At 67.9% G+C, this 2915-nt stretch carries 3 protein-coding genes; all 3 read left to right on the forward strand.

The genetic code is table 11. From position 1 onward, the window contains the following. Window positions 1-273 (forward strand): hypothetical protein (locus ACIQ42_RS17640; protein WP_397423535.1); only part of this gene is annotated, 273 nt, incomplete at its 5' end. A 301-nt stretch (window positions 274-574) separates the two neighbouring features. Continuing rightward, window positions 575-1204 carry a hypothetical protein gene (locus tag ACIQ42_RS17645; protein ID WP_397423536.1) on the forward strand — a complete coding sequence of 210 codons (630 nt, stop codon included), beginning with the start codon at window positions 575-577 and terminating at the stop codon, window positions 1202-1204. A 201-nt stretch (window positions 1205-1405) separates the two neighbouring features. Next, window positions 1406-2915, forward strand: a 1510-nt coding sequence (locus tag ACIQ42_RS17650; RefSeq protein ID WP_397423537.1) for a carboxylesterase/lipase family protein, incomplete at its 3' end; no start/stop codon positions are given.

The following is a 2915-nucleotide window of genomic DNA, read 5'->3' on the forward strand; positions in this document are numbered from 1 at the left end:
CTGACGGTTGTCATTGTGGCCGCCATGACCTTTCCGGGTCTCGTCCGGTGGATCGACTATCCAGAAGCGCAGGGCGCGGTTGCGGAGACGCTTGAGGCGTCGGGGCGGCCCAATCCGCACGTCAAGAGGGACTGGCTGGGGACGCATTGCAGCCTGAACCAGTTGGCCTACCGCTGGTCAGCGATGGGGTCGCAGGGGCGCGCTTGCGTAAGCCTCTCGAATGGCAGGGTCGAGGTGAGGGTGGAGCGACGATGGCCTGCGCAGCGGTTTTAGAACCCAGGGGCGCAGACTCTTTCCTGAAGCCGCATGACCCAACAACCACCCTCCTCTCCCCCGGCGAAGCCGAGAGGGAGAGGATCAAGGAGAGGGCCGGCTCGTGCGAACGTGATCCGCCGGTGGGGGCCAGAGGATTTGCTGCGGCGGCGCTCTCCGGCCCTCGACGTCACGCCAGAGTCGCCCAGCCGGCCCTCTCCTCTGGTCCTCTCCCTCTCGCCTTGCTGCGCGCGTCGGGGGAGAGGAGGTTTTTTGCGATCCTACGTCCGGAACTGACGTCGCCGCGTGGTGGACTGTCCGGATGTCCACCGAACCACACCCCGCCCGTGACTGGCCGATCCCGCCGATGGACCATGGGTCCGGGTGGAAGGACACCGCCTTCACCTGGGAGATGGGGGAGTTGATCCTGGCGCGGATCAGCGCGGGGGAGACGGTGAAGGCGATCACGGCCGATCCGCGGATGCCAGCCTATTGCACGGTGTTCCGGTGGATGCAGGTCGTGCCGGCGTTCGGGGAGGCGGTGGCGCAGGTGCGGGCGGTGCTGGCGGCGAACCGGGTGGCCGAGCGCGATGCGTTGCGGCGATTGCGCGGCCGGCGGCGGCGCGGGGGGCGGCGACCCATGGTACCGGCGCGGGCGTTGGGCCAGTTGCTGAGCGACCTGCGCGACGGGGCGTCGGTGAGCGAGGCCGTGCGGCGGCCGGGGGCGCCGTCGTTCAAGGCGCTCTATACGCGGGTGCGGGGATGCCCGGGTTTTCGGGCGGCCTTCATCGACGCCTGCGACTGGCGCGACGGCTGGCTGGCCTTCAACGCCGAGCATCTGGTCCCGGACAAGGTGTGGCTGATGGGCATACAGGCGACGAACGCCGAGATCCGGTCGCTGTTGGCGCGCAAGGGGCGGCTGACGCCAAAGCTGTATCGAAAAATGGGGTAGATCACGTCGAGAATGGATTGGACCAATCCATTCTCGAAAAACGTGATCGCCTTCATATGTTTGGAGCGGGTTGCGGGCGGAAAACCGGTTTCCACTTTTCCTCAACCCGCTCCAGGCCGGGGCGTTGCGCGCGGCCTCATGCGGCCTCATAGATCGCGTGAATGTTCCGGGATCCGGGACGCGTCTTTCTGGGGAAACGGCATGCGCCACCTGACATCGAAGATCTCCGCGAGCCTGGCCGCGCTCGCAGTCCTGGCGACGACGCCGGCCATGGCGGCGGATGCGCCGATCGTCGTCAAGACCGCGAACGGGCCGGTTCAGGCGACTGAGCGCGGCGCGGCGATGCGCAGCTATTTCGGTATTCCGTTTGCGGCCCCGCCGGTGGGCCAACTTCGCTGGACGGCGCCCGCGCCGGCGGCCAAGTGGACCGCGCCGATCGCAAAGACCGCTAGCGCGGGGCCCTGCCTGCAGACCGGGACCGAGGGCATGCTCCGCTTGCGCGGCGACAGCGAGGATTGTCTCTATCTGGATGTGCATACGCCGACCGGCAAAGGCCCGTTCCCGGTGATGGTGTGGATCCATGGCGGCGCGTTCACCACCGGCGGCGCGTCGAGCTACGCCGATCCGAGCGCGATGGTCGAAAAGGGCGTGATCGTGGTGGCGATCCACTACCGGCTGGGGGCCATGGGCTTCCTGGCGCATCCGGCGCTGCGCGATGCGGGGGGCAGCGCGGGCAACTATGGGATGATGGATCAGCAGGCGGCGCTGCGCTGGGTGCGGGGCAATATCAGCCGGTTTGGCGGTGATGCGAAGAACGTGACGATCTTTGGCGAATCCGCCGGCGGCATGAGCGTGCTGACGCTGCTGGCGTCGCCGCTGTCAAAGGGGCTGTTCGACAAGGCCATCATCCAGAGCGGCGGCTATGGGGTGTCGGGCCAGCTGACGCAGGCCGCGATGGAAGCCCGGAGCGCCACGGCGCTGGAAAAGGCGATGGCCGGGGCGGAAACCGGCGCGGCCTGCGCCGGCGGGACCGTCACGGCGGCCTGCCTGCGCGGCCTGCCCGACGCGGTGGTGCGCGGCAAGCTGATGAGCGCCTACGGTCAGGCGGTGGGCAATGTGATCCCCTCCGTCGACGGCAAGGTGCTGCCCCGGACGATCCAGGCGACCTATGCCGCAGGGGCCAACATCAAGGTTCCGGTGATCAACGGTTCGAACGAGGACGAGAACCTGCTGTTCGTGGCGCTGAGCGAGTTCGGCGCGCGGTTTGCGGCCAAGCCGCCGAACTTCAATCCCGCTGACCGATCCTTCCTGATGACGCCTGAAGCCTATGCGGCCGGCGCGAAGGTGGCGGCGGCGCAGCAGGGTCTGTCGGCCGAGGACCTGACCGAGAAGTATTATCCGCTGAGCCGCTTTGGCAGTGACGTGGCGCTGCAGCCCAGCCTGGCCACCGGCGCGGCGGGAACCGACAGCACCTTCTCATGCAACGGCGTGAACGTTTCGGCCAGGATTGCGGCGCAGGGCTCGCCGGTGTGGATGTACGAGTTTCGGGACCAGACGGCCGTGCCGCTGATCGGCATGGTGGGCGGCCGGTATGTGTTGAGCCTGCCGCAGGGCGCGGCGCACGCCTATGAGCTGCCCTATCTGTTCGGCATGGCGGCAAGCCAGAACGCCGAACAGACCGCGCTGAAGGCGACCATGTCAACCTACTGGA

The organism is Phenylobacterium sp. (genome assembly GCF_044372605.1).
In the GTDB taxonomy this organism is placed as follows: domain Bacteria; phylum Pseudomonadota; class Alphaproteobacteria; order Caulobacterales; family Caulobacteraceae; genus Phenylobacterium.